Genomic DNA, 23,008 nt, shown 5'->3' with positions numbered 1-23,008 from the left:
CATGTTCGCTGCCAACAGTATCCTGTTCGTGCCTGGCTCGCGACCCGAGCGCATTGCCAAGGCGCTGGGCAGCGCCGCCGATTGCGTGTGCATCGACCTTGAAGATGCGGTTGCGCCTGCAGACAAGGACAGCGCGCGCGACTCGGTTCTCGCAGCATTGCCGCAACTCGACCGCCACCGCGTCGCGGTGCGGATCAACGGCACGATGACGCGCGCGGGCCTCAAGGACATCATCGCGCTCGCCGAATCGGGCCACGCCCCCGCTCTGCTGCTGGTGCCGATGGTCGAGCATGAAAGCGAGATCGTGCAGCTTGCGCGCGTGCTCGACAATCCTGCCACGCAGCTGGTGCCGCTGGTCGAGACCGTGGCCGGCCTGCGCCGCGCGCACCGGATCGCGGCGCAGCCGGGGGTAGCCGCGATGATGTTCGGCGGCGGCGACTTTTCCGCGCAGCTGGGGGTCGAGCTGGCCTATGATCCGCTGCTCGTCGCGCGCGGCCAGTTCATCATGGCTTGCTCCGATGCCGGCGTGCCCGCGATCGACGTTCCCTTCATCCGCCTCGACGATGCGGCAGGGCTCGCCGAAGAATGCCGCAAGGTGCGCAGCCTCGGCTTTGCCGCCAAGGCCGCGATCCACCCGGCGCAGGTCGATGCGATCAACACCGCGTTCGGCGCGGATGCCGCAGCCCTTGCCGAGGCGCGCGAGGCGATCGCGGCCTATGAGGCCGCCGGCGGCATGGCAATTCGCCACAACGGAAAGATGCTGGAGGCCCCCATCGTGGCGCGGATGCGCGCGATGGTGGCCCGTGAAGCCCAAAAGAACGAAAAGGAGACAATCGATGCGTGATGGAGCCATGGAAGTAGCACCGGGCCGCTTTCGCGAGACCTTCGGCCGCGCGTACGAGGATTTCGTGGTCGGGCATATCTATGAGCACCGACCCGGGCGCACCATCACCGATGCCGACAATGTGTGGTTCACGCTGCTGACGATGAACACCCATCCGGCGCATTTCGATTACGAATATGCCAAGAAGACCGAGTTCGGCAAACCTCTGGTCTGCTCGCCGCTCACCGTCGCATTGATGGTGGGGATGAGCGTTTCGGATGTCAGCCAGAAGGCGGTGGCGAACCTGGGCTGGGACAATATCCGCCTGACGAACCCTTTGTTTCCCGGCGACACGCTCTACGCCGAGAGCGAAGTACTCGACAAGCGCGAGTCCTCCTCGCGCCCGGAACAGGGGATCGTCACGGTCAAGACCGTCGGCAGGAACCAGCATGGCGATGTGGTATGCACTTTCAGCCGCACCATGCTGATCTGGAAGCGCGGATTCGGCCCTTCGGACGATTGACGCGCAGGGCACAGGGATGATGATCCTCGCGGCCATATGGTTGGCGGCGAGCAGGGGTAGCGGACGGAGTATTGAACATGGCAAGCCTGCCAAAAGAAGAGATGCGCACGATCGACGCGGATGAGGAGGCGGCCTTTCTCGACGCCATCGACCGCTGGATCGAACGCGAAGTCAAGCCCGTGGTCATGCACCACGACCACAACGACATCTGGCCCGAGGAGCTGGTCGCGCAGATGGTCGAAATGGGGCTGTTCGGCGCCACCATCGGCCAGGAATATGGCGGCCTGGGCCTGCCTGCGACGACCTATGCCAAGATCGTCGCGCGGATCTCGTCGTACTGGATGGCCATCACCGGCATCTTCAACTCGCACCTGATCATGGCGTGCGCGGTCGAGCGTTTCGGCACCCCGGTGCAGAAGGCCAAATGGCTGCCCAAGTTCGCCAGCGGCGAGATTCGCGGTGGGCTTGCGCTGACCGAGCCCAATGCCGGCACCGACCTGCAGGCGATCCGCACGACGGCGGTCCGCGATGGCGATCACTATGTCATCAACGGCACCAAGACCTGGATTTCGAATGCCATCAAGGGCAGCTGCTTTGCGCTGCTGGTCAAGACCGACGCCAAGGCGGACCCGCGCTACAAGGGGATGAGCCTGTTCATCGCCCCCAAGCAGGAAGGCTTCACCGTCGGCAAGAAGTTCGACAAGCTGGGCTACAAGGCGATCGACAGCGCCGAGCTGATCTTCGACAACTATCGTCTGCCTGCCGAGAACCTGATCGGCGGGGTCGAGGGCCAGGGCTTCTTCCAGGCCACTGGCGGTCTCGAGCTGGGCCGCATCAACGTCGCCGCGCGCGGTGTCGGGCTCGCCGACGGGTCGCTGCGCCTTGCCACAGAATATGCGCAATTGCGCCAGACCATGGGCAAGCCGATCGCCGACCATCAGGCGATCCAGCTCAAGATCGGCGAGATGGTGACGCGCGCCCGCGCCGCCCGGCTGCTGACGCTCGATGCTGCCGAAGCCTATGACCGCGGTGAACGCTGCGACATGGAAGCCGGCATGGCGAAATACTTCGCCTCCGAAGCCGCGGTCCGCAATTCGGAAGAGGCAATGCGCATCCATGGCGGCTATGCCTATTCCAAGGAATACGAGATCGAACGCTATTACCGCGATGCGCTGCTGATGTGCATCGGCGAGGGCACCAACGAGATGCAGCGGATGATCATTTCCAAGCAATGGGTGAAGCGGAACCCGGTTTGAGCGAGGAGCAACTGGCATGAGGCTGCCGCTGACCGGCTATCGCATCTTGTCCGCCGAGCAATATGGCGCCGGACCCTATGGCACGATGTTCCTGGCGCAGATGGGCGCGGAGGTCATCAAGATCGAGCCGCCCAACAAGCCGGGACAGCCGGGCGGCGACACCGCGCGCGCGGTGGGGCCGCATTTTCTGCGCGAGAACGAAAGCCTTTATTTTCAGACCTTCAACCTCAACAAGAAGTCGCTGACGCTCGATCTGCAGAGCGAGCGCGGGCGGGCGATCCTGCGCGATCTTGCCGCGACATCGCACGCGATGGTCAACAATCTGCGCGGCGACCTGCCAGCAAGGCTGGGGCTCGATTACGCCGCGCTGGGGCCCATCAACCCTTCGATCGTGTGCGCGCATCTGTCTGCTTATGGCCGCGACAACCCGCGCGCCAAATGGCCGGGCTATGACTACCTCATGCAGGCCGAGGCCGGGTTCCTGTCCCTGACCGGCGAGCCCGATGGCCCGCCAGTGCGCTTTGGCCTGTCGATCGTCGATTTCATGACCGGGACGCAGATGACGGTCGGCCTGCTCGCCGCGATGCTCGATGCGCAGCGTTCAGGCACAGGCTGCGACATCGATGTCGACCTGCTCTCCACCGCCGCGCACCAGATGAGCTATCCCGCCGTGTGGTACATGAACGAGGCCGATGTCACACCGCGCGCCCCGCGGTCTGCGCACCCGTCGGTCACGCCGAGCCAGATGTTCCGCTCCGCCGATGGCTGGATGTTCGTGATGGCGCAGTTGCCCAAATTCTGGACGATCCTGGTCGATACAATCGGCCGCAGCGATCTGAAGGATGATCCGCGCTTCCGCAAGCCCTCCGACCGGCTGGCCAATCGCGATGTGTTGACGGAGGTGCTCGATGCGGTGTTCGGCACGCAGCCGACCCAGCATTGGGTCGACCTGCTCTCGGGCAAGGTGCCGGTGGCGCCGGTGCATGATCTTGCCAGCGCGATGGACAATCCGTTCCTGCAGGAGACCGGCATGATGCAGCAGGTCGAGCACCCCGACCGCCCCGAACTGCGCGTGCTCGCCAGCCCGATCCGGGTCGATGGCCAGCGGCTGCCCGCGCGCGCCGGGCCGCTGCTGGGCGCGGACAATGACGACGTGCTCGCCAGCATCGGCCTGTCGGCGGACGACATCGCCGCGCTCAAACGCGACGGCATCGTCTGACCCATGGGCAAGCTTTCCGGCATCACCGTGATCGACCTGTCGCAGTTCCTGCCGGGGCCGATGCTGACGGTGATGATGGCCGATCAGGGCGCGGACGTGATCAAGATCGAGCCTATGGCGGGCGACCCCGCGCGCCAGATGGCGCCGTTCGAGCAGGACCAGTCGGTGTGGTTTCGCAACCTCAACCGCGGCAAGCGCAGCGAGGTCATCGACCTAAAGAGCGACGCGGGCCGCGCCAGGCTGACAGAACTCATCAAGACCGCCGATGTCTTCGTCGAGGGCTTCCGCCCCGGGGTGATGCAGCGGCTGGGGTTCGATTATCCCGCGGTCAGCGCGATCAACCCGGCTATCGTCTATTGCTCGGTCTCCGCTTTCGGCCAGGCTGGGCCGCTCGCGCATCATCCCGCGCACGATCTGGCGGTGCAGGCGCTGTCGGGCTTTCTTGCGGTCAATGACGGAGCCGATGGCACTCCCGTCGTCCCCGGCGTCCCGTCCGCCGACATGGCCGCTGGCCTCACCGGGCTGTCGGCGGTGCTGATGGCGCTGATCGGGCGGCAGCGCACCGGCAGGGGCGACTATGTCGACATCGCGATGTTCGACAGCCTGCTGCCGTGGTGCGCGCATATCGCTGGCAGCGCGATCGCAGGCGGACCTTCGCCGCGCTCGGCCACCCAGCGCTCGCTGGGCGGCGCAGGCTTCTATCAGGTTTATGCCACACACGATGGCCGCCACATTGCGCTGGGCGGGCGCGAGATGAAATTCGTGCAGGTGCTGCTCACCGCGCTGGACAGGCAAGACCTGATCCCGCTGGGCGAGGCCGATGCCGGACCTGCGCAGGCGCCGCTGATCGCCTTTCTGCGTGCAACCTTTGCCAGCCGCAGCCGCGACGAATGGGTCGCATGGTTCGAGGACAAGGACGTCGCCTTCTCCCCCGTGCTCGATTTTGCCGAGGCGCTGGCCAGCGATCATGTGACCACCCGCGGCCTGCTGGTCGAAGCGGGCGGCGCGCACCAGATCGCGCCCGCGATCCGCTTTGCGGGCGAGCCCGACTGGCAACCGGAGGAAGCGCCGGGGCTCGGGACCACGCAATGAGCGCAGCGTTACCCCTCGACGTCGATGTGCATCGAATAGGCGAAGCGGTCGCCGGGATGGTGGCTGACCGACATTTCGAACATCCGCCCGTCCTGGTCGTGATAGCAGCGCAGGATGCGCAGGCATGCGCTGCGCCGCGGAATATCGAGCGCGGCGGCGACTTCGGCGCTGGCGGGCACGGCCTGGATATCCTGCGTCACCCGCGACATCGACAGACCCGCCGCGTTGCTGATGAACTGGAACAGCGTGTTGCTGCCCGGGTTGATGGTCTGGTCGGCGGCATCGGGCGCGGGCAGGATTTCCTCGACCGCACGCTTGAGGTCAGCGATGACATAGGCCTCGGTCAGCGCGATCGGCTGGCCATCGGCAATCTGGCGGCGCACCCCGCGGAAGCGGAACCACTTGTCGCTGACCGGCATCGCGATCTGCACCGCGATCGCCTTGGGCAAGGATTGCAGCCCGAGATGGTCATAGGCGATGCGGGTATCGCGCGCATATTGCAGGATTTCGCCCACGTTCGACAGCGGCTGGTGCAGCGCGCCGCCGCGCGCGGCCGCCGGTTGCACCACGGTGCCCGAACCCCGCCTGCGCGCGATCAGGCCCTCGTTCTGCAGCCGCCGCAGCGCCTCGCGCACGGTGAAGCGGCTGACGCCATATTCGGCACACAGCGCGCTTTCGGTGGGAAAGCCGCTGCTGCCTGCGAGCTTGCCCGACAGGATCAGCGCGCGAAGTTCATCGGCAAGCTGCTGATAGCGGGGCTTGTCGCCCCCTTTCTCAGGCACCTTTTCCATCAGGGTGTCGGGCGCCTCAACGGGGCTGTTCAACGCGTGCTCCTGCTCCAGTGGCGGGCTCGGGAATTGGGCACATGACCGCCGCGAGCCTCACCCAGCGGCTTAGCGCACATTTGGCCCGTTCGCCAAATGAAAGCGACCGCATGCGCGCCCGGTTGCACCTGCTCGACTGGCTGGCGTGCGTCGCAGGAGCGCGGGCCACGCCGGTCGCCGCTGTGGCACGGACCGCCGAGCCCGACATCCTCACCCGCGCCGCCTTGCTCGGCAATGTGCTCGAGATGGACGATGTCCACCGCGCAGCCCTGCTCCACCCCGGCCCTGTGATCTGGCCCTCTGCGCTGTCTGCCGCGCGGCAGGAAAAGTGCGGCATGGACGGCCTGCTCGATGGCGCAGTGCGCGGCTACGAAGCGATGATCGCGGTGGGTGCGACCTTCGATGCGCACCATTATGCACATTTCCACCCGACATCGACCGCGGGCGGTTTTGGCGGCGCGGCAGCGGCAGCCTCGATCTTCGCGCTCGACACCGAAGCGACGGGATGGGCGCTGGGCAATGCGGCATCGGTGACCGGGGGCCTGTGGCGGATGCGCCACGAGGACGTGATGACCAAGGCGATGCATGCCGCGCGCGCTGCGCTCGAAGGCCTCTGGCTGGCGCGGCTGGCCCGCGCGGGCCTGACCGGGCCGGTGCAGGCGCTGGAGGGCGAACAGGGGCTGTATGCCGCGATGGTCGAGCATCCCAAGGCGATGGACCTGGGGCCGGACTGGCTGATCCACGCGGTCAGCTTCAAGCCCTGGGCGGCGTGCCGCCATGCGCATGCGGCGATCGATTGCGCGATCGAACTGCAGGCGGCGGGCAAGCTGAACCTTCCGGTCGCCGTCGAGACCTATGCCGATGCGATCCGCTTTTGCGACCGGCCGCACCCGGTGACCGAGCTCGACGCCAAATTCTCGATCCAGCACGCCGTGGCCGTCATCGCCGATGGCCGCAAGGCGGGTCCCGAGGACTTCACCGCGCAGGCTATCGTGGCCCTGGCCGACAAGCGCGCACAGGTGAGCGTGCGCGAGGCCGAAGAGTTCACGCGCGTCTACCCCGCACAATTCGGCGCGCGGGTGATCAGCGGCACTGCCCAGATGACACTCGCGGACACGCGCGGCGACCCCGAGCGCCCGGCGAGCCCCGAGATGCTCGGCGCGAAGCTGCGCTCGCTGGTGCAATGGGGCGGGCTGAAGCCGGTCGAGGCGGATCGGGCGCACGAAATCGCGCTGCACGGCACCAGTATCGGCCCGCTGCTCGCCTTGCTCGAGGACTGGCTGGCATGAGTGCAACCTGCGACCTGCTGGCGTTCGTCCGTGCCGATCATGCGCTGCCGGAGCATGTGCGCGCCGCCGCGCTGCACCTGCTGGGCGATACGCTGGCGGTGGGCGCCGCCGGATCCACCGCTCCGGGGGCCGAGGGCGTGCTGCAGGCCGCTCGGGGCTGGGGTGTGGGCGACGACGCGCGGCTGATCGGATCGGACGAGCGCCTGCCCGCAGCATCCGCCGCCTTCGTCAACGGCTTTGCCATCCACTGCCTCGAATGGGATGCAGTGCACGAGCCTGCCGTGGTGCATGCGCTGTCAGTGGTGACCGCCGCGCTGGGTGCGAGCATCAACCGGATGGGCGGGTGCGATCCCGACGACGCGCTGACCGCACTCGCAGTCGGCGTCGATGTTGCGTCGGGGCTGGGGCTGGCGGCGACCAGTCCCTTGAGCTTCTTCCGCCCCGCCACCGCAGGCTGCATCGGCGCGGCGCTGGCGGTGGCACGGATCGAGAAGGTGGAGCGCCTCGAGGACGTGCTGGGCCTCGCCTATTCCTCACTCGCCGGAACGATGCAGGCGCATGTTGAAGGCTCGATCGCGCTGCCGCTGCAGATCGCCAACGCCGCGCGCGCCGCAATCGCCGCGGTCGATCTGGTCAAGGCCGGGCTGACCGGCCCACACGATGCGATCGAAGGTCCGTTCGGCTATTTCCGGCTGTTCGATTCGGGCGACCTTGCCACATACACGCGCAATCTCGGCCGGATATGGCGGATCGCCGAGATCAGCGTGAAGCCCTATCCTTCGGGCCGCGCCAGCCATGCCGTGCTGGGCACGCTTAGCGATCTGGCGCTCGACCCTGCTGCCGTGGAGTCGATCGAGGCCTATGTCCCGCCGCTGATCGCGCGGCTGGTGGGGCGTCCTGTCATCGCCGACATGACGCCAGCCTATGCGCGGCTGTGCCTGCCGATGCTCGCCGCGCTGCTGATCACCGATGGCCGCATCGACCCGCGCCGGTTCGTGCCCGAAACGCTGGCGGACCCCGCGCTGCAGGCGCTCGCGTGCAAGCTCACCATCACCGTCGACGGCAATCCCGATCCCAATGCGCTGTTCCCGCAAGCTCTGGTGGTGCGCCTCGCCGATGGCAGCACCATCGAGCGCGCGATCCCGCACACTTTGGGCAGTCCCGATGCGCCTTTGTCCGCGGCAGGCACCGCCGCCAAGCGTGCGCTCGCCCGCGAGCTGGCAGGCGATGTCCCCGATGCGCGGCTGTTCGACGATCCGCTTGTCTACTTCACAAACCCCACCTGTTTGTCCCGAGCGCAGTCGAGGGACGTGGCGCCAAGTCCCTCGACTGCGCTCGGGACAAACGGAAAAGGAGCAACAGTCCTCCCATGACATTCCCCAGCTATTTCGAAGCCTTTGACGCGAAACAGATGCTTGCCGATTACCCGGTCGGGGATGCGTTCACGCAGCGCTATACCGGCATGAGCCGCGACGAGCTTTTCGCCATCCAGGACCGCCAGTTCCGCCGCCTGATGCAGCGCGGCTGGCAGATCCCGTTCTACCAGCGGCTGTGGGGCAATGCGGGGATCGAGCCGGGGGATATCCAGGGGCTGGCCGACATCACCAAACTGCCGGTGTACGACAAATCGGACCTGATGGCCTCGATCGCCGACCACCCGCCGTTCGGCGATTTCGCCGGGATCGACAGCAGAGATCCAGGCCGCGCGCCTGCCATCTTCCACACCACATCGGGCACCACCGGACGCCCGCAGGCCTTGCTGTTCGGCCCCAAGGGGCGCGAGATCACCAATCTGCTGGTGGGCCGCATGTACCGCTGGCAGGGCCTCCAACCCTCCGACGTCATCCAGTCGGTCTATGGCCATGGCATGATCAATGGCGGGCATTACATCCGCGAGGCCGTCACCCATTTCACCAACTCGCTGTTCCTCTCGGCAGGCACCGGTATCGAGACGCGCTCGCTCAATCAGGTGGGTCTGATGGCCGATTTCGGGGTTACCGTGCTGGTCGGCTTTGTCGATTACATCCGCAAGCTCGCCGAAACTGCTGCTGCCGAAAAGCTGATGGAGCAGATCAACATCCGCATGATCTGCGGGCATCTGGGCACCGAGGACCGCGCCTCGGTCGAGGCGGCCTGGGGCGGGGCCAAGGCGTTCGACTGGTATGGCGTGGGCGATACAGGGTCGATCGCGGGCGAGGGGCCCGAGCGCGACGGGCTGTATGTGTGGGAGGACGCGCAGTATCTCGAATTGCTCGATATCGATACCGGCCATCCGGTCGCCCCCGGCGAGACCGGCGACATGGTGGTCACCTGCCTGTTCAAGGACGATGTCGCCCCCTGCATCCGCTTCAACACGCATGACATCACGCACGAGCTCACCGGCGCCAATGCCACCGGCATGGCGTTCAAGCGCATCGCGGGCTTCAAGGGCCGCAGCGACAACATGGTCAAGCTGCGCGGCATCAACGTCTTCCCGCACGCGATCGGCGCGCTGATCGAGAACCGCGCCGACCTCACCGGCGAGTTCGTATGCCGCCTGGTGCGCGATCCTTCAACGCAGCGCGACGATATGACGGTGACCCTCGAAAGCCGCGGCGGCACTGACTCCAGCGCGCTCGCCGAACTGCTGCGCCGCGGGCTCGGGGTCGAGGTCAGCGTCGACCTGGTCGCGCCCGGAGGCACCGCCCCGCTGACGCAGATCGAGGTGCGGCAAAAGCCGATCCGGCTGATCGACGAGCGGGGGGTATGAGCGCGGCCAACCTTGCTCCCCTCCCTGGACAGGGAGGGGCTGGGGGTGGGTGGATGCGAGCACCACTGTCGGCTCCATCTCGCCTACCCACCCCTAACCCCTCCCTGAAAGGGAGGGGAAGGTGACCCTCGACCCCTACAACGCCTTTGTCGAACACGCCCCCGACGCTCCCACATCGTCCGGCTCCCTCACCGGCATCACCATCGGCGTGAAGGCCAACATCGCCGTCGAGGACCTGCACTGGACCGCAGGCATGGCGCTGTTCCGTGACCGGATCGCACCACAAGACGCCGAAGTCGTGGCCCGCCTGCGCGCTGCCGGGGCGTCGATCACCGGCATCCTCAACATGGAGGAAGCAGCGCTCGGCGCCAAGACCGACAACCCATGGTTCGGCACCACCCACAACCCGCACCGGATGGGCCATACCCCCGGAGGCTCCTCGGGCGGCAGCGGCGCGGCGGTCGCGGCGGGGCTGTGCGATGCAGCGCTGGGAACCGACACCATGGGATCGATCCGCATCCCGGCGGCCTATTGCGGCGTCTATGGCTTCAAGCCCGCGCCGGGCAGCGTCAGCCAGACCGGGCTGGAACTCGCCGAGCCCGGCTTCGATGCAATCGGCCCGCTGGCGCGCTCGCTCGATCTGCTCGAAAAGGTCGCGCGCGTCATCTCCGAGTTCGGCGAAGCGCCTGCCGCGCCCGGATGTGCGACTCTGGCCGATCTTGGCGCCGTCGAATGCGAGCCGGCGGTGCTGCAGGGTTTCGGGGCGGCAAGGTCCATGTGCGGCGAGATCGCGCACGTCACCCTGCCCCACCCGCTCTCGCGGGCGCGCTATGCCGGGTTCATCCGGACCGTGCGCTTCATGGCCACGCACTTCGCCGACGCCGACCCGGCGCTGCTCTCCGATCACCTCCGGCGGCTGATCGCCTATGGCCCGCGCCGGGCGGAGGCGGACTGGGCCGAGGACCAGCGCGTACTGGCCGAAACCAAGGACGCGGTGCGCGCGATCGTCGCCGACCATGGCGCCTTGCTGCTGCCCACCGCGCCGCAGACCGCGTTTGCGCATTCCGCCACAGCCCCAGCCAACCAGGCCGATTTCACCTGCCTCGCCAATGTCGCAGGCCTGCCCGCGCTCGCTCTGCCCGCAGGGTTCAGCGCCGATGGCCTGCCCGTCGGCGTGCAACTGATCGGCGCGACGGGGAGCGAGGTTGCCCTGTTCGCCCGCGCGCGCGCGCTCGATGCCGCGCTCGCCGCCTATCGCCCGCCCACTCTAGCCAAGGAGCCCGTCCCATGAAGATCATCGTGCTGTTCAATCTCAAGCCCGGCGTATCGGTCAGCGACTATGAAGACTGGGCGCGCACCCGCGACATCCCCGGCGTCAAAGCGCTGTCGTCGGTCAGCAGCTTTACCGTGCACCGCGCGACCGGGCTGTTCGGATCGGACGCCGCCTCGCCCTACGCCTATATCGAGATCATCGACATTGCGGCGATGGACCCGTTCATCGCCGACATCAGCACGCCCGAATTCCAGGCGATGGCCGCGCCCTTCCAGGATTATGCCGACAACCCGCAGTTCATCCTCACCGAGGATCTGTGATGCGCCGGTTCGAGGGGAAGACGATCGTCGTCACCGGCTCGGGCAAGCACAAGGGGCTGGGCCAGGCGATCCTGCAGCGTTTTGCCGATGAAGGCGCGAACTGCGTGCTTTCGGACCTCGTCATCGATGCCGAGGCGCAAGAGGTCGCCGGCGAACTGCGCGGGCGCGGGGCCAAGGTTGCGGCGATCGCGTGCAACGTCGCCAAAGCGGACGAATGCCGCGCGCTGGTCGATGGCGCGATCGCCGCGTTCGGGTCGCTCGATGTCTTCGTCAACAATGCTGGGATCGGCTTCATGATGAAGCCTTTGCTCGATGTGGATCCGGCGGACTGGGACCAGGTGCTCGCCGTCAACCTGTCGGGCGCGTTCTACTGCACCCAGGCTGCGGCCAGGGCGATGATCGCAGGTGCGCGCGGCGGGCAGATCATCAACATCGCCAGCCAGGCCGCCAAGACCGGCTTTCCGCACCTGCCCGCCTATGTCAGCTCGAAGCACGGCATGGTCGGGCTGACGCGCGCGAGCGCGGTGGAGCTGGGCGCGCACGGCATCACCGTCAACGCAGTCTGCCCCAACCATGTCACCACCGGGCTTGGCGCGCAGCAGAACGAGTATTTCTCGAAGCTCTTGGGCTTTGCCAGCGTCGAGGCGTATCTTGCCAACATGAAGGCCAAGAACCCGATGGGCCGCCCGGGCCTGGCTAGCGACACCGCGTCCGCCTGCGCTTGGCTGGCGAGCGACGATGCGGTGTACGTCACCGGCGAGGCGCTCAACGTCTCGGGCGGCGAGGAGATGCACTGACGCAAACCTCCTCTCCCCTTGCGGGAGAGGATACGAAGCCTTGCGAGCTTGCTCGCCAGGCGCAGTTGGAGAGGGGGGCGCAAGATCGCCACCGCAGCCTCACCCTCTCCCAGCTTCGACTAGGACCTTGCCAGGTCCAAGTCTGCGCAACCCTCTCCGTCAAGGGAGAGGCATTTTGGAGACGAAGTGAAATGATCGAAGAACGGATCGACTGGCCAAACGGCGCCAAGCTCGCGCTGAGCGTCGTGGTCAATGTCGAGGAAGGCAGCGAGATGACCATCGCGCGCGGCGACCGGGGGATGGAGCCGGTCGACGAGCTGGGTGTCCACGTCAAATCCGCCATCCGCAACTATGGCAACGAGAGCAACTATCTCTACGGCATCAAGGCCGGCGCGCCGCGCGTGGTCAAGCTCTTGAAGCGCTATGACATCATGGCGAGCTGGACGGTGGCGGCGATGGCGCTGGAAAATCATCCCGAGATCGCTGCGGCCATCGTCGAGCTGGGCCACGAGCCGGTCAGCCATGGCTGGCGCTGGGTGCACCAGTTCAAGATGGACGAAGCGGCCGAGCGCGAGTTCATCGCGAAGGCCGTCGACTCGATCGAGAAGACCACGGGCACCCGTCCCTATGGCTGGCTGTCGCGCTATCTGCACACCGACAACACCCGCCGCCTGCTCAGCGAGGCCGGGTTCGAATATCATATGGACGACTATTCGGGCGACATTCCCTATTGGGACCGCGACACCGTGCCCGGCAAGCCGATGGTGATCATGCCCTATCAGCTCGACACCAACGACATGAAGATGTGGACCGATCCGGCGATGACGCCGAACCAGTGGCTCGACTACGCGGTGCGCTGCTTCGACCAGCTCTATGCGGAAGGCGAGGAGGGCAATCCCAAGATGATGTCGCTGGGGCTGCACCTGCGGATCATCGGCAGGCCCGGGCGCATCTGGGCGCTGGAGGAGTTCTTCCGCCATGTGCGCAGCAAGAACGACGTGTGGGTGACGACAAGGCGCGCGATCGCGCAGCATTTCGCCTGGACGGTGAAGCCATGACCCTCTCCCTTACCCTCGATAACCGCATCGCGCACCTGATCGTCGACCGGCCCGACAAGCGCAACGCGTTCACGCAAAGCATGTGGGAACAGCTGCCCGGGCTCATCGACCAGGCGATGATCAACCCGGACGTGCGCGTGATGATCCTGCGCGCGAGCCAGCCGGGTGCGTTCAGCGCGGGGGCGGATATCGCCGAATTCGGTGCGGGCGCGCAGGACCGGCACTGGCGCACCAAAAACCAGGCCGCGATCCGCCGCGCGATGGAGACGCTGGCGCGCGCACCCAAGCCGGTGATCGCGCAAATCGAGGGCGACTGCATCGGCGGCGGCTGCGGGCTCTCGCTGGCCTGCGATTTCCGCATTGCGGCACCGTCAGCGCGGTTCGGGATCACGCCTGCCAAACTGGGCCTCGTCTATTCACTGCATGATACCAAGCTGCTGGTCGATCTGGTGGGCCCAGCGGCGGCCAAGCGTATGCTGTTCACCGCGCAGCTGATCGATGCGGACCAGGCGCTGCGGATCGGGCTGATCGACGAACTGGCCGACGATGCCGCCGCCGCCGCACAAGCGCTTGCGCTTCAAATCGCCCAGGTTTCGTCGCATAGTGTGCGCGCCAGCAAGGCGATGATCAGCCGCATCCTCCACGGCCAGGCCGAGGACGATGCCGAAACGCTGGCGCAGTTTTCCGATGCCTTTGGCGGGCCCGATTTCGCCGAGGGTGTCGCGGCGTTCCTCGCCAAGCGCAAGGCGGAGTTCTGACAGGATGGACGGCGTGGCATCACCTGCAACCGTGCGCCGCCGCTATGTCGACGGCCCTTTCGGCCAGATCCACGTGCGCGAGGCAGGACAGCCCGATCCGGCCCGTCCGAGCATTGCCTGCTTCCATATGAGCCCGATGACCGGGCGCACCTTCGAGCGTTTCATGGGGCTGTTGTCCGCGATCAGCGGGCGGCATGTGATGGCGTTCGACACGCCGGGCTTCGGCATGTCCGATGCCCCGCCGCGCCCGCCCGCCATCGCCGATTACGCCGATGCGCTGATCGCGGGAATCGAGGCGATCGTGGCAAACCGCGCGGTCGACCTGATGGGCTATCACACCGGATCGATGATTGCCTGCCAGCTGGCCGCCGAGCGCCCCCGGCAGATCCGACGGCTGGTGCTGGTCTCCGCGCCGGTGTTCACGGCAGAGGACCTCGCCCAGATGCGCGCCGAATACCGCCATCGCGCGCCAGAGGCCGACGGCAGCCACATCCTGCACCGCTGGCAGCGCTTTCACCACCACTTCTCGGCCGGCGGGCTGCCGCTCGACGCGATCAACGATGCCTTTCCCGATGGGCTGATGGGCCGCAACATCGAGCATTGGGGGCATGATGCCGCGTTCGGCTTTGCTCCGGGGATGCGGCTGGCGGGCGTCGATCAGCCGGTGCTGCTGCTCAACCCCGAGGATGACCTGCGCGCACACACCCTGCCCGCACCCGCGTTGCTGCACCATGCTCGCATGGTGATGCTCGATGGCTGGGGCCATGGCTTTCTCGATCTGCATGCGAACGAGGCCGCCGCTTTGGTCGAGAGTTTTCTGGCCGCACAGGCCGACCCCTTTGCCGCACTGACCTTGCCCGCCTGCACAAGAAAGCCTGTCCTGTCCGCATAACCGAAAGGCCCACCGATGTCGCATCACCTCAAGCACGGAACGATCATGGGGGGCGTTGTCGTCACGCCCGATCTGGACGCGGCATTGGCCGATTATCAGGGGCGGCTGGGGCTCGATCTGGTCGAGACGGGCCCGCTTGCTGCCGATCTTGCCGCGAGCTGGGGGTGCCCACAGAGCGCAGGCGCGCCTTATGCGATGCTGCGCCCCCAAAGCGGCGCGCACTGCTTTATCCGGCTGGTCGAGCAGGCAGACCATCCCGATTTCAAACCCACCCGCACCTATGGCTGGGCTGCTTATGAGCTGACGGTCAAGGACGTGTTCGGCTGGCCAGATCGGCTCGAAGGCAGCGGGTTTCGCGTCATCGGCCCGCCCAAGGAGATCGCGGGCCTGCCCTATTTCATCCCGATGCAGGTTCTGGGGCGCGGCGACGAGATGATCTATCTGAACGAGGTGGCGATGGATACGCCCTCGTCCGACCTGCCCAGGGCAATGAGCCTGACCGACCATATCTTCATCGTGATCCTCGCGGCGCAGGACCGGATGGCCTCGGTCGACTGGTACCGGCACGCACTCAGGCTCGACGAGGGTGACAGCTACACGCTCGAATATTCGATGATCAACGCCGCATTCGCCAAGCCGGCGGGAACGCAGACGGTCATCACCATGGTCCAGAACGAGCGGCTGCCGATCCTGGAGATCGACGATTATCCGCCGGATGCGACCATCCGCCCCGCGCATGCCGGCATGCTGCCGCCGGGCAATACGCTGGTGACGCTGGCGGTCGAGAGCTTCGACGATCTCGACGTGGAATTCCTGACCGAGCCGGTGCTGCGGCATGGCGACCTGTACATGGGCAACATGGCCGCCACGGTGCGCGGGCCCTCGGGCGAACTGATCGAGCTGATCGAGACCGGGCTGTTGTGAGGCGGATCGGTCTGATCGGGGCGGCGGTCGATCCGCTGGCGCGGACAGGCCCGGCCCCCGAGCTGGCGGCGCTTTTTCCCGGGATCGAACTCATCGCCTTCCCCTCGCGCGTCCCTGCCTTCCCCTACACCCCGCTCGAACAGGCGATGCAGGCGCTTGGGCATGCCGAGGCCGCGCTGCAGGCGGCCGAAGATGGCTGCGGCGCGGTGGTGATCGACAGCGTCGGCGATTACGGCCTGACCGCGACGCGCGCGATGCTTCCGGTCCCGGCGATCGGGTCGGGCGAGGCGGGGCTGGCCGAGGCCGCAATGGGCGGCCGCCGGTTCGGCATCGTCACGGTCTGGCCCGAATCGATGAACTTCATTCTGGCAGAGCGGCTGCTCGCCATCGGCTGCTCAGGTCTCTGTGTCGGGATCGTCAATGTCGGCGAGGACAGCGACACCGAGGTGCTCGCCGGGCCCGAGGGCTATCTGACGCAGATCCGCGAAGGCCGCGAGGACGTTGTGCAAAAGGTGCTCGCGGGCGTCGCCGAGCTTGCCGCGCGCGGCGCCGAGGCGGTGATGCTGGGCTGCACCTGCATGTCGGGGATGGCCGATGGAATAGCGGACGCGGTCGATATCCCTATCATCAACCCGCTGGCCGCAGGCGTCAGGGCAGCGATCACGGCACCGCCGCTATCCGTGACACCGCATCTGCGCGAAGGCCGCGCCGACCTTCTACGAGCGATGGTAGCCGCGGTGGCGGACGAACCCGCCGAAGACTGCCCGGTCTGCATCGGCTGACGCGGTCCCCTGCGGACGCAGGGGCCCGTCTCCTGCCCCAGCTAGATAGCACAGCGGATGGGAGATGGGCTCCCGCCTTCGCGGGAGATGGGATAGGGCTTCGTTGCGTTACCCCGTCAAGGAACCAGCAAGGTCGATCCGCTCGTCGCGCGCGACTCCAGATCACGGTGTGCCTGCGCCGCCTGTTCGAGCGGATAGGTCTGGCCGATGGTGACCTTGACCTTGCCCGATCCGATCATCTCCCACAGCCGCGCCGCGCCGGCTGCGCGTTCGGCGGGGTCGGTGTAGTAATCGAACAATGTGGGCCGGGTGTTGTAGAGCGAGCCTTTGGTCGCGAGCACGCCCAGGCTGATCCCGGTCACCGGCGCGCTGGCATTGCCATAGGAGACGATCAGCCCGCGCTTGCCGGTACTGTCGAGCGAGGCTTCCCAGGTGTCGAGCCCGACGCCATCGAACACCACGCGCACGCCCGCCCCGCCGGTCAGTTCGCGAACGCGCTTGGCGGTGTCCTCGCGGGTATAGAACACGATATGGTCGGCGCCCGCCTGCTGCGCGAGCGCGGCCTTGGCCTCGCTGCTTACCGTACCGATCACGGTCGCGCCCACGGCCTTGAGCCATTGTACCAGGAGAAGCCCCACCCCGCCGGCGGCGGCATGGACCAGCACCGCCTGGCCCGGCTGGACCCTGGCGCAGCGCTCGACCAGAAACTCGGTGGTGCAGCCCTTGAGCAGGGCCGCAGCCGCGATCTCGTCGGAAATGTTGTCGGGCAGCTTGAACAGGCTCGACGCCGCGACATTGCGCACATCGGCATAAGCACCGCGCGCCGGGCCGAAGGTCGCGACGCGGTCGCCTACCGCCAGGCCTTCGACGCCTTCGCCCACCGCTTCGATGATGCCTGCCGCTTCCAGCCCCAGACCGCTGGGCAGCTCCACCGGGTAGATCCCGCCGCGATGATAGGTGTCGATATAATTGAGGCCGACAGCGGTCTGGCGCAGCGTCACCTCACCTGCACCGGGTGCGGGGACATCGACCGTGTGCCACTCGATCACTTCGGGCCCACCGGTCCGCGCGAACATCGCTGTGCGTGCCTGCATCATTCTGCTCCATCCAATGTGCAACTGGCCTGCATCCAGCGCTGGTTGATTCCGACCCGGACCGCACCGGGGTCGGCCCAGCCATAGGCGACCGCCCGGTGCGTGTCATCGGGGGTAAAGACATAGAGCACGAGGCTCGGGCGGTTGCGGGTCGGCTGCGGCCAGACCACATTGCGGATACGAATGATGGCCTCCGGTGCCCCGCTATTGCCACCGCCAAGCCGCAAGCGCCCGCCCTGATCGTGGGTTGTCATGTTGCTCTTGAACAGCCAGTCCTCGTTGCCATCGGGCTTGGGTGCGGTTCGCTTGACGCTCATCCAGCAGGTGAACTGCCGCGCCCGCTTTAGGCTGGTTTGCTGCCCATCGGCGAGGCGCAGGGTGAGGCCCTGCGAGTCGAGGCGCACGGGTATGGCGCGGCCTGAACAGCCGTTCGCGGCGGGCAGAAAGGAGGTGGCGCCATCCGCACCGCGCTCGGCAGCCAACGCGCAACTGCCGATCGTCCAGCCGGTGTCGGTCGCCACGATGGTTTCGCTGGCGAGCGCGGTGCCGAAGCGGTCGATGGTATGCCAGGCACGTGCGCCACCCTTGGTTTCGATCCGCACGCCGGTCCAGGGCGGCGGCGTGTATCCGGCCTCGCCATCGAAATACACCTGTTCCTCGTTGGTGAAAGTACCGGGTGTACCGGCAACCGACGGCTGCGCCAGGGCAGGCGCGGCGATCAGGACGAGGGGAAATAGCAGGGTCCGCTTCATCGGGGCATTAGGCCGCAAGGGTCGTCACGCGTCAACATATTTGTCCGGACAAATTGCGTTCGCCTATATTGCTGATACTCTGGTGCCGCTCAATGTTGGAGGGATAGGCATGATAAGGCTTCTGGCAATGGCGCTGCTCGCCTGGTGCGGCTGCACAGGCCCTGCGCTCGCCCGGTCGGACGACAGCGCCCGCGTGATTCTGGAACAGGCAGTCGCCGCGGCCGGTGGCGAGGCCTGGCTCAACCCATCCACGCTATATCTGGCCGGGCACGCGGTTTTCTATGCCCCGGACAGCGCCGAGCCGCGCAGCACGGCGGACGACTACCGCATGTGGCGCGCGATGAACCCTGATCGCACCACGGCGCACGGGGCCGACGGCAAGGTGCGGATCACGGCGAAATCGGGCGGCAAGCTGCTGTTCGAGGTCGGCTATGACGGCGCCACGACCTGGACCGAAAAGGGCGTGATGCCCAAGGACCAGGCCGGTGCCTATTGGGCGAGCAATTTCGGCTTCGGCATTATCCGCGAGGCGCTGGGCACCGGCTTCAAGCTGGAACGCGCGCCCGACCGCGATATAGCCGGTCACAAGGTCGCGCTGATCCGCGTGATCTCACCAGACGGCGGCACGACGCTGTTCGGTATTGACCAGCAAAGCCATTACATCCGCTACATGGGCTTCGTCACGCCGCGCGGCTTTCACGAGCGCCATTATGACGATTTCATCCGCCTGCCCTCCGGCTGGGTGCAGGCGCGCGAGGTGAACCTGTTCTACAACGGGCAGAAGGCGAACACGGTGTTCTGGCGCGAGGTGAGAGTGGGCGAGCCTATCGATGACACGCTGTTTGCCTCTCCGGCGAAGGACCGATAGGCCGAGTGCGACGTTCCGGCCTTCAAGCCTTCTCCGCCAGTCGGTTCGATCGCAGCCGGTCGGCGAAGACGAAGATGCAGACCATGAAATAGCCTATCGCCGCAGCAAGCCCCTCATAGCTTTTGGCGAGACTGATTTCCGCCAGCACGATCGCCAGTACGGGAACAAGAGTCAAAACAAGGTTGATCAGAAATGCGGCTAAGCCTCGATGAATCAGCAGCAGACGTGTAATGCCGAGCCATTGCGAACCGCGCAGCAGTTCGAAGGCCGCTAGCAGGAAGAGTGCCTGGACGATTTCTGGCGGGATCGCGAGCGAAACCAGCACCATCGCGACACCTGCAAACCACAGGGCGTATGTGAATAGGTCGAGCTTCTGGCCGAAGCGGATAACCATCGCGCCCCAGGCTGCCCCGCCGACACCGTTGACGACCAGGCCGAACATCTCGGTATATTGCCGCCCGATATCGTCGCCAAAATTGATATAATCGCGCAGGCCGATGATGATCGCCGGTGCGATGCAGAGGGAGGGAAGCTGGCTGAACAGCGAATCTCCGACACCGGGGCCGGAGGAGGCGGCCGGATCAGCGCGTCCCAACCCGCGAATGGCGACGATCAGGAATACAGCTGCCAGCGCTATCTGCGCGTAAATCGGCAGAACGATGACGATCAGGAACAGGATCGGTGGCAAGCTCTCCCACGCAACGTTCTTGATCGTTCCGCGGGTCACACGAAAAATCAGCGTAAGCAGCGACGTACAGAAGAAACACAGCACCGCCACGATATCGGTCGGTGTGATCTGGAACTCGTCTGATATGGCGCTCAGCAGGAAGACCGAGGTGATCGGGACGAAAAGCCAGGGCAAATCGGCCTGGCGAAAGGCGACCTGGCCGCCCCCCTCTACCCCAGAACCTCGCAATTCGAGGATCAGGAAAACGGAAAAAAGCCCTATATAGCCGCTGCGGGCCAGCGAAACCAATTGCGGGGCGATGTGGAGTTCCGGACTGATCCACACCACCCCCAGCCAGGTCACGCCGGATACGAGGAACCAGAAGAAACTGTTCACCGGCGCTCCTGAAACTTCCGCCGTTTCAGCGAATAGACGAGCCGCCCTACAAGCCCACAGGGAAAGCTTTCAAGATTACGCAGTTCGATCCCGTCAAACACGTGGTGCTCGATGAAGATGCGGGCAAGGCGACTTTGCAGCGCATCCTTCGGCCAGCGTCCCGGCTGGGATTTTACCCATCGCTCCAGGATGTTCTCTTCATCCGGCGAGAACAGCGCGGCACCGGACGCATGCCGTTCCGCGTACTGGTCGATTGCGTGCTGGATCGAGGCCTGCAACTGACCCGCCATTGCCTGGCCGCAAATGACCACGCGCGAATTGGGCCGCGAAGAGAAATAGGGCTTGCGCAGGAACGAAAAATTGTCGCGCCATCCGGCGACCTTGCCCTTTTGCGCCGCGCTGTACATCCCAGCGATGATGCCGCGCGAAGCCTCGGTAATAGTCCAGTTCCGGGCATAGCTGTCATTGAGCAACGTGATCAGCCGGGGCGCGCCTAGCGTTCCGGCCAACACCATGCCTTCAACCCAGCCGGAAAACTCCCAATAGGTGTTCGATCCCTTGTGCACACTGAACCGACCGACATTGCTGATGCCTTGCTGGGTCAGCTTGCCTGAATTGTCGATAACGATAACACTGTCGTGGACGAAGCCCGTTTCCGCTTCGAACGACGCCACGAGCTGCTCGATACCGTGGATCGTGTCCTGATAATAACTGACCAGAACCAGCACGAAGCTGCTGCTATCCGCCGTTGTCATCCGGCATACCTGGCAACGTACAGCAACTCCTCGCCCATTTCGTCGGTCGGAGCGCGCACGGTGGCGGGAACCGGCGCACCGGCCTTGGCCGCAGCCTCGCCGCTAACGGCATCGGTCCACGCTCGGCTGCGGGCTGAACACCGGCCGGTCTCGATCACGAAGCCATTTGCCTGCAGCAGCCGGCTTAGCGACGCCTGGGTGAAGATGTGCAGATGCCGCGGTGCCTCAACGCCACGCCAGAATTTGGCCCATTTCAGCCGCGACAGCGAATTGAAATTCGGAGTTAGGATAGCCAGCCTGCCCGTACCGCGCACAAGCACGCGTCCGATTTCGCGCAGGGCCTCGCCCGGATCGGGAACGTGCTCAATAACATGATGCATGATTGCTGCATCGACGCTGCCATCGGACAGCGGAATGGCATCTGCGGTGCCGGTATCCACCTGACGCCCCTGGGCGCGTGCAGCCTCGACCGCCTTGCTGTCGATCTCGACGCCGATAGCCTTGCCCCAGCCTGCGCGCAGCAATACATCCAGCCGGTTGCCATTACCGGCGCCGACATCGAGGATGGTGCCCCTGGGCAATGGCCGCATCGCTCCGATATTGCAAAAGGCGTCCTCGACGAGCCTCAACTGGCCGGTCAGGTCCCGGCGTGACAACAGCCCTTGCGGGGCCGCCAGCGCCAGCTTGACGATCAGCTGCTTGACCTGCGCCTTGAGAGGGCTATCCGCCGGTTCCTCATGCGTGTAATAGGTGCTGTAGGCGAGCGACAGCAGCTCTTCACTGGGTGCCGGATCGATCCAGGCCACACCGCAGGTGCCCGACTGGCACTGAAGGATGGTCCATTGGCCCGGGCAGTGGAAGTAATAGTCCTGGACCTGTTCGAGCACGGGCTTGCCTAGCGACGCGCAGAGCGGACAGGTCGCGGGATGGGCCTCTACCATGGAATATAGCTCCTGATCTTCATTGCAAACTTGCGGTTGCGCGGATCGTCGAGCGAGACCAGAACCCGGCCGAAGATTTTCATGAAAAGGTAGCGCGCCCAGCCCGATCTCGTACGCAGCAATATGCACAGATCGTCAAACATCCGGACATTGCCCGCCTTCAGCGCGCGGATGGCGGAGATCGCGATATAATAGGATTGCCGCTTTGCGACATAGGGCGACAATGCTGGATAGCGCGCCTCCAGGATCGCGCCGACCATCAGATTCTCTTCAAGCATCTCGCTCTTGATCTGGGGGTTCTGGCCAATGCTCTTGTCGTGCTTGCGATAGCGCGCCAGAACGCCATCCATCCGCCAATAGGCACCGTCGGGGACGATCACTTCCAGATCGAACAGAAAATCGTTGTGGAACTTGAGCCGCCCATCAAAGCGGTGGCGAATATGGGCTCGGCGCACCATTACAGTGGACGGCAGCATCTGGTAGCGCGGATCCAGCATGCGGCGGGCGTCGACCCGATCGGTCGTTGCAGCCTTGCCAGCATAGAGCACCGAAAACAGCCCCAACGTCTGATCAGATGGCCAAGCAAAGACCTCTGCATCATGATAGCAGCCATGTGCCTCGGGATGATCGTTCAGGAAACGTCGCTGTCTGACAATCTTTTCCGGCATCAGGATATCGTCGCCACCCAGCCAGGCGACATAGTCACCGGTTGCCGCCTCTATCCCGCGGTTGAAATTCGCCGCGATGCCGGTGTTGCAAGGGCTCAGCACCGGCACAATGAGTTCGGGATGCGCCCGGGCATAGTCCTCTATGATGGCCTGTGTCCGGTCGCTGGAACCATCATCCGCAACAACAATCTTCAGATCATAATCGTCGCCTGTCTGGATGATGCAACTGTCGAGGCATTGTCCAATAAACTCTTCGTGGTGGTACGAAACCACGACAATCGTAACAGT

The 23,008-nt window shown here is 65.5% G+C and carries 24 protein-coding genes; 17 read left to right on the top strand and 7 right to left on the bottom strand.

The features are described from left to right. Nucleotide 1: 1 nt before the first annotated feature. From BSY18_RS16265 to BSY18_RS16245, 5 genes are all read left to right on the top strand, one after another. Nucleotides 2-844 (top strand): HpcH/HpaI aldolase/citrate lyase family protein, encoded by an 843-nt coding sequence (locus BSY18_RS16265; protein WP_069051200.1) that lies wholly within the window; start codon nucleotides 2-4, stop codon nucleotides 842-844. Beyond that, nucleotides 837-1,346 (top strand): MaoC family dehydratase, encoded by a 510-nt coding sequence (locus BSY18_RS16260; protein ID WP_069051199.1) that lies wholly within the window; start codon nucleotides 837-839, stop codon nucleotides 1,344-1,346. The genes BSY18_RS16265 and BSY18_RS16260 overlap by 8 nt, the downstream gene beginning before the upstream one ends. 77 nt (nucleotides 1,347-1,423) lie before the next feature. Continuing rightward, entirely contained in the window at nucleotides 1,424-2,602 is a 1,179-nt protein-coding gene (locus BSY18_RS16255; RefSeq protein ID WP_054136553.1) for an acyl-CoA dehydrogenase family protein, read from the top strand. Between the two features lie 16 nt (nucleotides 2,603-2,618). Beyond that, nucleotides 2,619-3,821, top strand: a complete 1,203-nt coding sequence (locus BSY18_RS16250; RefSeq protein ID WP_069051198.1) for a CaiB/BaiF CoA transferase family protein — start codon at nucleotides 2,619-2,621, stop codon at nucleotides 3,819-3,821. Between the two features lie 3 nt (nucleotides 3,822-3,824). Then, the gene (locus BSY18_RS16245) at nucleotides 3,825-4,913 is read left to right on the top strand and encodes a CaiB/BaiF CoA transferase family protein (protein ID WP_069051197.1); all 1,089 of its coding nucleotides are present in this window, start codon (nucleotides 3,825-3,827) and stop codon (nucleotides 4,911-4,913) included. A gap of 8 nt (nucleotides 4,914-4,921) precedes the next feature. On the opposite strand, the gene BSY18_RS16240 is transcribed toward BSY18_RS16245, so the two are convergent. Then, nucleotides 4,922-5,737, bottom strand: coding sequence for a GntR family transcriptional regulator (locus BSY18_RS16240; RefSeq protein ID WP_069051196.1), 816 nt, complete (start codon nucleotides 5,735-5,737; stop codon nucleotides 4,922-4,924). A 110-nt stretch (nucleotides 5,738-5,847) separates the two neighbouring features. On the opposite strand from BSY18_RS16240, the gene BSY18_RS16235 reads away from it, so the two are divergent. The 11 genes from BSY18_RS16235 (at nucleotide 5,848) to BSY18_RS16185 (ending at nucleotide 16,579) form a co-directional block, all read left to right on the top strand. Continuing rightward, nucleotides 5,848-7,026, top strand: a complete 1,179-nt coding sequence (locus tag BSY18_RS16235; RefSeq protein WP_171900261.1) for an MmgE/PrpD family protein — start codon at nucleotides 5,848-5,850, stop codon at nucleotides 7,024-7,026. Next, nucleotides 7,023-8,399, top strand: a complete 1,377-nt coding sequence (locus BSY18_RS16230; RefSeq protein WP_083231521.1) for an MmgE/PrpD family protein — start codon at nucleotides 7,023-7,025, stop codon at nucleotides 8,397-8,399. Before BSY18_RS16235 ends, BSY18_RS16230 begins: the two co-directional genes overlap by 4 nt. Then, complete coding sequence (locus BSY18_RS16225) at nucleotides 8,396-9,775, top strand: phenylacetate--CoA ligase family protein (protein WP_069051194.1); 1,380 nt, start codon at nucleotides 8,396-8,398, stop codon at nucleotides 9,773-9,775. Before BSY18_RS16230 ends, BSY18_RS16225 begins: the two co-directional genes overlap by 4 nt. Nucleotides 9,776-9,896: 121 nt before the next feature. After that, nucleotides 9,897-11,066 carry an amidase gene (locus tag BSY18_RS16220; RefSeq protein ID WP_069051193.1) on the top strand — a complete coding sequence of 390 codons (1,170 nt, stop codon included), beginning with the start codon at nucleotides 9,897-9,899 and terminating at the stop codon, nucleotides 11,064-11,066. Beyond that, nucleotides 11,063-11,368, top strand: coding sequence for an REDY-like protein HapK (locus BSY18_RS16215; RefSeq protein WP_069051192.1), 306 nt, complete (start codon nucleotides 11,063-11,065; stop codon nucleotides 11,366-11,368). Before BSY18_RS16220 ends, BSY18_RS16215 begins: the two co-directional genes overlap by 4 nt. Beyond that, entirely contained in the window at nucleotides 11,368-12,165 is a 798-nt protein-coding gene (locus BSY18_RS16210; RefSeq protein WP_069051191.1) for an SDR family NAD(P)-dependent oxidoreductase, read from the top strand. Before BSY18_RS16215 ends, BSY18_RS16210 begins: the two co-directional genes overlap by 1 nt. Before the next feature lie 191 nt (nucleotides 12,166-12,356). Further along, the gene (locus tag BSY18_RS16205; RefSeq protein ID WP_054135094.1) at nucleotides 12,357-13,223 is read left to right on the top strand and encodes a polysaccharide deacetylase family protein; all 867 of its coding nucleotides are present in this window, start codon (nucleotides 12,357-12,359) and stop codon (nucleotides 13,221-13,223) included. Beyond that, nucleotides 13,220-13,981, top strand: coding sequence for an enoyl-CoA hydratase/isomerase family protein (locus tag BSY18_RS16200; RefSeq protein WP_069051190.1), 762 nt, complete (start codon nucleotides 13,220-13,222; stop codon nucleotides 13,979-13,981). Before BSY18_RS16205 ends, BSY18_RS16200 begins: the two co-directional genes overlap by 4 nt. A 13-nt stretch (nucleotides 13,982-13,994) precedes the next feature. Continuing rightward, a complete protein-coding gene (locus BSY18_RS16195) occupies nucleotides 13,995-14,873 on the top strand; it encodes an alpha/beta fold hydrolase (RefSeq protein WP_171900260.1) in 879 nt (292 codons plus the stop codon). A 15-nt stretch (nucleotides 14,874-14,888) separates the two neighbouring features. Beyond that, nucleotides 14,889-15,797 (top strand): hypothetical protein, encoded by a 909-nt coding sequence (locus BSY18_RS16190; protein WP_069051188.1) that lies wholly within the window; start codon nucleotides 14,889-14,891, stop codon nucleotides 15,795-15,797. Next, the gene (locus BSY18_RS16185; RefSeq protein WP_069051187.1) at nucleotides 15,794-16,579 is read left to right on the top strand and encodes an aspartate/glutamate racemase family protein; all 786 of its coding nucleotides are present in this window, start codon (nucleotides 15,794-15,796) and stop codon (nucleotides 16,577-16,579) included. The genes BSY18_RS16190 and BSY18_RS16185 overlap by 4 nt, the downstream gene beginning before the upstream one ends. Before the next feature lie 116 nt (nucleotides 16,580-16,695). Here the strand turns inward: BSY18_RS16185 and BSY18_RS16180 are convergent, their stop codons facing one another. Both BSY18_RS16180 and BSY18_RS16175 read right to left on the bottom strand, forming a co-directional pair. Then, nucleotides 16,696-17,676, bottom strand: a complete 981-nt coding sequence (locus BSY18_RS16180) for a quinone oxidoreductase family protein (protein WP_150126311.1) — start codon at nucleotides 17,674-17,676, stop codon at nucleotides 16,696-16,698. Further along, entirely contained in the window at nucleotides 17,673-18,425 is a 753-nt protein-coding gene (locus BSY18_RS16175) for a hypothetical protein (RefSeq protein ID WP_069051186.1), read from the bottom strand. Before BSY18_RS16175 ends, BSY18_RS16180 begins: the two co-directional genes overlap by 4 nt. A gap of 109 nt (nucleotides 18,426-18,534) precedes the next feature. On the opposite strand from BSY18_RS16175, the gene BSY18_RS16170 reads away from it, so the two are divergent. Further along, entirely contained in the window at nucleotides 18,535-19,293 is a 759-nt protein-coding gene (locus BSY18_RS16170; protein ID WP_150126310.1) for a hypothetical protein, read from the top strand. Between the two features lie 22 nt (nucleotides 19,294-19,315). Here BSY18_RS16170 and BSY18_RS16165 read toward each other — a convergent pair whose 3' ends face one another. The 4 genes from BSY18_RS16165 to BSY18_RS16150 are packed head-to-tail and all read right to left on the bottom strand — an operon-like array spanning nucleotide 19,316 to nucleotide 22,993. Beyond that, a complete protein-coding gene (locus BSY18_RS16165) occupies nucleotides 19,316-20,356 on the bottom strand; it encodes a hypothetical protein (protein ID WP_069051184.1) in 1,041 nt (346 codons plus the stop codon). Beyond that, complete coding sequence (locus BSY18_RS16160; RefSeq protein WP_069051183.1) at nucleotides 20,353-21,111, bottom strand: hypothetical protein; 759 nt, start codon at nucleotides 21,109-21,111, stop codon at nucleotides 20,353-20,355. The genes BSY18_RS16165 and BSY18_RS16160 overlap by 4 nt, the downstream gene beginning before the upstream one ends. Beyond that, nucleotides 21,108-22,052: a class I SAM-dependent methyltransferase gene (locus tag BSY18_RS16155; protein ID WP_069051182.1), complete on the bottom strand. Its 945-nt coding sequence runs from the start codon at nucleotides 22,050-22,052 to the stop codon at nucleotides 21,108-21,110. Before BSY18_RS16155 ends, BSY18_RS16160 begins: the two co-directional genes overlap by 4 nt. Then, nucleotides 22,046-22,993 carry a glycosyltransferase family 2 protein gene (locus tag BSY18_RS16150; RefSeq protein ID WP_069051181.1) on the bottom strand — a complete coding sequence of 316 codons (948 nt, stop codon included), beginning with the start codon at nucleotides 22,991-22,993 and terminating at the stop codon, nucleotides 22,046-22,048. The genes BSY18_RS16155 and BSY18_RS16150 overlap by 7 nt, the downstream gene beginning before the upstream one ends. Nucleotides 22,994-23,008: the final 15 nt, after the last annotated feature.

The sequence above is a fragment of the Blastomonas sp. RAC04 genome, assembly GCF_001713435.1.
GTDB classification, from domain to species: domain Bacteria; phylum Pseudomonadota; class Alphaproteobacteria; order Sphingomonadales; family Sphingomonadaceae; genus Blastomonas; species Blastomonas fulva.
This window is presented reverse-complemented; position numbering and strand designations above follow the sequence as displayed.

Excerpts from the sequence above, each read along its gene's own strand:
- BSY18_RS16265 (WP_069051200.1), top strand. The coding sequence starts at position 2 with ATGTTCGCTGCCAACAGTATCCTGTTCGTGCCTGGCTCGCGACCCGAG.
- BSY18_RS16260 (WP_069051199.1), top strand. The coding sequence starts at position 837 with ATGCGTGATGGAGCCATGGAAGTAGCACCGGGCCGCTTTCGCGAGACC.
- BSY18_RS16255 (WP_054136553.1), top strand. The coding sequence starts at position 1,424 with ATGGCAAGCCTGCCAAAAGAAGAGATGCGCACGATCGACGCGGATGAG.
- BSY18_RS16250 (WP_069051198.1), top strand. The coding sequence starts at position 2,619 with ATGAGGCTGCCGCTGACCGGCTATCGCATCTTGTCCGCCGAGCAATAT.
- BSY18_RS16245 (WP_069051197.1), top strand. The coding sequence starts at position 3,825 with ATGGGCAAGCTTTCCGGCATCACCGTGATCGACCTGTCGCAGTTCCTG.
- BSY18_RS16235 (WP_171900261.1), top strand. The coding sequence starts at position 5,848 with ATGCGCGCCCGGTTGCACCTGCTCGACTGGCTGGCGTGCGTCGCAGGA.
- BSY18_RS16230 (WP_083231521.1), top strand. The coding sequence starts at position 7,023 with ATGAGTGCAACCTGCGACCTGCTGGCGTTCGTCCGTGCCGATCATGCG.
- BSY18_RS16225 (WP_069051194.1), top strand. The coding sequence starts at position 8,396 with ATGACATTCCCCAGCTATTTCGAAGCCTTTGACGCGAAACAGATGCTT.
- BSY18_RS16215 (WP_069051192.1), top strand. The coding sequence starts at position 11,063 with ATGAAGATCATCGTGCTGTTCAATCTCAAGCCCGGCGTATCGGTCAGC.
- BSY18_RS16210 (WP_069051191.1), top strand. The coding sequence starts at position 11,368 with ATGCGCCGGTTCGAGGGGAAGACGATCGTCGTCACCGGCTCGGGCAAG.
- BSY18_RS16205 (WP_054135094.1), top strand. The coding sequence starts at position 12,357 with ATGATCGAAGAACGGATCGACTGGCCAAACGGCGCCAAGCTCGCGCTG.
- BSY18_RS16200 (WP_069051190.1), top strand. The coding sequence starts at position 13,220 with ATGACCCTCTCCCTTACCCTCGATAACCGCATCGCGCACCTGATCGTC.
- BSY18_RS16190 (WP_069051188.1), top strand. The coding sequence starts at position 14,889 with ATGTCGCATCACCTCAAGCACGGAACGATCATGGGGGGCGTTGTCGTC.
- BSY18_RS16180 (WP_150126311.1), bottom strand. The coding sequence starts at position 17,676 with ATGATGCAGGCACGCACAGCGATGTTCGCGCGGACCGGTGGGCCCGAA.
- BSY18_RS16175 (WP_069051186.1), bottom strand. The coding sequence starts at position 18,425 with ATGAAGCGGACCCTGCTATTTCCCCTCGTCCTGATCGCCGCGCCTGCC.
- BSY18_RS16170 (WP_150126310.1), top strand. The coding sequence starts at position 18,535 with ATGATAAGGCTTCTGGCAATGGCGCTGCTCGCCTGGTGCGGCTGCACA.
- BSY18_RS16160 (WP_069051183.1), bottom strand. The coding sequence starts at position 21,111 with ATGACAACGGCGGATAGCAGCAGCTTCGTGCTGGTTCTGGTCAGTTAT.
- BSY18_RS16155 (WP_069051182.1), bottom strand. The coding sequence starts at position 22,052 with ATGGTAGAGGCCCATCCCGCGACCTGTCCGCTCTGCGCGTCGCTAGGC.